This is a genomic window from Candidatus Bipolaricaulota bacterium, assembly GCA_021159055.1.
Taxonomy (GTDB): domain Bacteria; phylum Bipolaricaulota; class Bipolaricaulia; order UBA7950; family UBA9294; genus S016-54.
This window is the reverse complement of record JAGGSO010000054.1, coordinates 1-3,425: the sequence shown is the minus strand read 5'-3', so window position 1 is coordinate 3,425 and position 3,425 is coordinate 1. Positions and strand designations below refer to the sequence as shown.

Here is a 3,425-nt window from a genome sequence, read left to right as displayed (position 1 = left end):
CCTGGCCACGATCACCCTCCAGCACTACTTCCAGCTGTACAAGGGGATCTGCGGGATGACCGGGACGGCCAAGACCGAGGAGGAGGAGTTCAAGCAGATCTACGGCCTTCCGGTCGTCGTCATCCCGACGAACAAGCCGCTCATCCGCGAGGCCAAGCCGGACGTCATCTTCCGCACCGAGAAGGCCAAATTCGAGGCGATCGCCGAGGAGATCGAAAGGCTGCACAAGATCGGTCGGCCGGTCCTCATCGGCACGAACTCGATCGAGAAATCAGAATATCTCTCCAAGCTCCTCAAGAAGCGCGGCCTGCCCCACAACGTGCTGAACGCTAAGTACCACGAGAAGGAAGCGGAGATCATCAAGGATGCGGGCCAGCGGGGCGCGATTACCGTCGCCACCAACATGGCCGGGCGCGGGACGGACATCAAGCTCGGCGAAGGGGTGGCCGAGCTGGGAGGATTGCACGTCATCGGCTGCCAGCGCCACGAATCGCGCCGGATCGACAATCAGCTCCTCGGCCGCGCCGGCCGCCAGGGGGACCCGGGCTCCTCCCAGTTCTACCTGTCGCTCGAGGACGATTTGCTCCGGATCTTCGGCGGGGACAAGATTGGTGCATTGATGGACCGGCTGGGAATGGAAGAGGGGCAGGCGATCGAGCATGAGCTATTGTCGAAGTCGATCCGGCGGGCGCAGAAACGGGTGGAGGGCCGCAACTTCGAGATCAGAAAGCGCCTCCTCGACTACGACCTCGTCCTCGCCAAACAGCGCGAGGCGATCTACGCGCTGCGCGACCGGCTCCTCCTCCCCCCGCGCGAGGAGGCGGAGAGCCTATCCTCAGACGATCTTGACGAGTATCTAAACGAGCTGTTCGACGAGGTCGCGGCCGACATCGTCGCAAGCTATGTCGATCCGTCCCGCCCACGGGACGAGTGGAAGCTGGACGGGCTCGCGCGCGAACTCGCCGTGTTCGGTCCGATCTCACCGGCCGATCTCGACGGTAAGGATGCCGATGAGCTGAAGGAGCTCGTGGTAACGCATTTTCAAAAAGCCCTCTCCCGCCAGAAGCAGAAGCTCGGGAAGCGATTCCCACTCATCGCCCGCTACCTCATCCTACGCACGATTGACGAGGCCTGGTTGGCGCACCTGTACACCCTTGACGACCTCAAGGAGGGGATCGGGTGGACCGCCTATGCCGGAACCGATCCGTTGGTCGCGTTCAAGCGCGAATCTTATGTCCTATTCCAGGAGATGCTCAACCGGGCAGCGGACAAGATCGTCCGGTCGCTATTGAGCCCGCGCCTCACCGCCCCGAGCCGGGAAGAGCAGGCTGGTCCCGCCCGCAACGTGCATTACGTCCACGCCGGGTCGGACTCGACCAGCTCCACCGCTCCGAAAAAGCCGAAGAAGAAGCCGGTGGTGAAGGTGAAGAAGATCGGGCGGAACGACCCGTGCCCGTGCGGTTCCGGTAAGAAGTACAAGAACTGCTGCGGCAAGAACGCGTAAAAGCGATCATTGTTTCGGTTCGATCAGTTTGACATGCGGTATTATTCTACGTCCTAGATTAGGCAATGAAGCGAAAAAGTGCTATAATGGAGATGCTGAGTTGATAAACAAACGAAGAGAGAGGCCCTTTTGAAAGGGGTACATATACCTGAAGGAAGGTGTGTTAACATGTCGAAAGCGCGTGGAAGCTCGTCTTCAGCAAAAAGGGTGTTTATTATCTCCTTCACTCTTTTCTGCATCGCTCTCTTGCTTGTAGGTTGTGGAAAGAAGACAGCACAAGAAACCAGCTCTCAGGCGTCCGCTGGCCCGCTGGTGGCCCACTGGCAGTTTGACGAGGGATCAGGGGACTCGGCGGGCGATGCTTCGGGATTGGGCAATAAAGCCACCCTTCACGGCGTGAGCTGGAGCGAGGGAAAGACTGGTAACGCAGCAACCTTCGATGGGACCAAGTCATACATAGAAGCCGCCGACTCAGATTCCCTTGATCTCTCCGACAGTTTCACCATCACCGCATGGATCAACCTGGCCGAAGTGGGCAGCGGTCGTCAGGTGCTCCTTCAGAAGAAGGCTGTTGACAAGAGTGATATTTACACCAACTACACCCTCTATGCGCAGTGGACCCAAGATGCGCTCGCGCTTGTGATCGGTGATGGCACCCGGCGGGTAGGATATCTGTCCGACAAAGGGATCGGCACGCCGAACGAATGGCATCACATCGCCGTCGCTTTTGGTGGGGGAAAGGTGCGGTTCTACATCGACGGCGCTCCAGCGGGAGAAGAGACAGCGACGATCAAGCCTTACACCAACAATGGCCCCCTGGTCATTGGGCGCTACACCAATGCGGATAACACCCCGAAATTCTTCCTGCACGGCCTGGTGGATGACCTTCGAATCTACAACAAAGTACTCAATGAAGAGGAGATCAAGAAGTTAGTGGAAGGCTAAGGAGGCAGGGAGATGAGCGTAAAAAAGCTCTTGTGGTTTGCGTTGTTGCTCTTAACTCTCCCGGCGCTAGGAGCTGATCTTGAATTTCGTCTTGTCCCCACCGGACCTCCGGCAGGTGAGATACCGCTAGGCGCACAATTCTATGTTGTGGTTACCGGATGCTGCACTGAAGAGGCTAACATCCAGCAAATCGATGGGACCATCTTTTTGGTAAATCTCCAAACAGGGCGGAACATCTGGGTCCCATTGCAGGCACAGGACAATGAACTCATCGCCGGTCCAGTTCAAATAGTCGGTATCAACGAACAACCTGCTGCAAACTACTCTCTTAAGGCAAGCGAGGGCGATCGCCTCAGCGCGCAAACAGCGTTAGTTGGTGGACTTACTGCCAGCGCCAAGATAGGCCCTCCGGTCATCGATCTCTCCACTCCCATCGCTCTTCCAGGGAGCACCGTACGCTTAATCATGCGCCTGGTACCGACACGCAACTTAGGTGCGCTTCATCTCGTTCCCCTGCTGCCACCCGGTTGGCACATCGCCCCGGAAGGCGCCCTGACAGACACACCCCAAGGCCTCTTATGGCCTAACCTGCTTGCAGTGGGACAAGTGACGACTGTTTCTTTGCTAATTTCGATTCCACCCGACGCATCTGGTAGGTATCAATTAGCTGTGAAGGCGGTAGAACTCGGTGAAGTTAAGAGGATTACCCTGGGAGTGGGAGAGTACCTACCTCCAGAGGTAGTGGTGTCCCATTGGGATATTCAGACTGATCGGTTGGATTTATGCTCCCCGCCAACGATCGATTATGGTCAGCTCCGGTGGGCAACAACCCATCTTGGTGAAACCCTGCCATATACCACAAGACCCCTAACCAAGCAGATTCTCAACGTCCTAGCGGAGAGATGGCAGAAAGGACAAGCCGCTTATATGCCTCAGCCACTTCCAACCCCTCCTCCGACCGGGAAAGAGGAGGAAA

3 protein-coding genes are annotated in these 3,425 nt (G+C 57.3%); all 3 read left to right on the top strand.

Translation table 11 applies throughout. The features are described from left to right. Nucleotides 1-1,504 (top strand): SEC-C domain-containing protein (locus J7J55_02745; GenBank protein MCD6141626.1); only part of this gene is annotated, 1,504 nt, incomplete at its 5' end. A gap of 168 nt (nt 1,505-1,672) precedes the next feature. Then, nucleotides 1,673-2,449, top strand: a complete 777-nt coding sequence (locus tag J7J55_02740) for a LamG domain-containing protein (GenBank protein MCD6141625.1) — start codon at nt 1,673-1,675, stop codon at nt 2,447-2,449. A gap of 12 nt (nt 2,450-2,461) precedes the next feature. After that, nucleotides 2,462-3,425, top strand: a 964-nt coding sequence (locus J7J55_02735; GenBank protein MCD6141624.1) for a hypothetical protein, incomplete at its 3' end; no start/stop codon positions are given.

Coding starts and splice junctions, on each gene's coding strand:
- J7J55_02740 (MCD6141625.1), top strand. CDS start 1,673: ATGTCGAAAGCGCGTGGAAGCTCGTCTTCAGCAAAAAGGGTGTTTATT.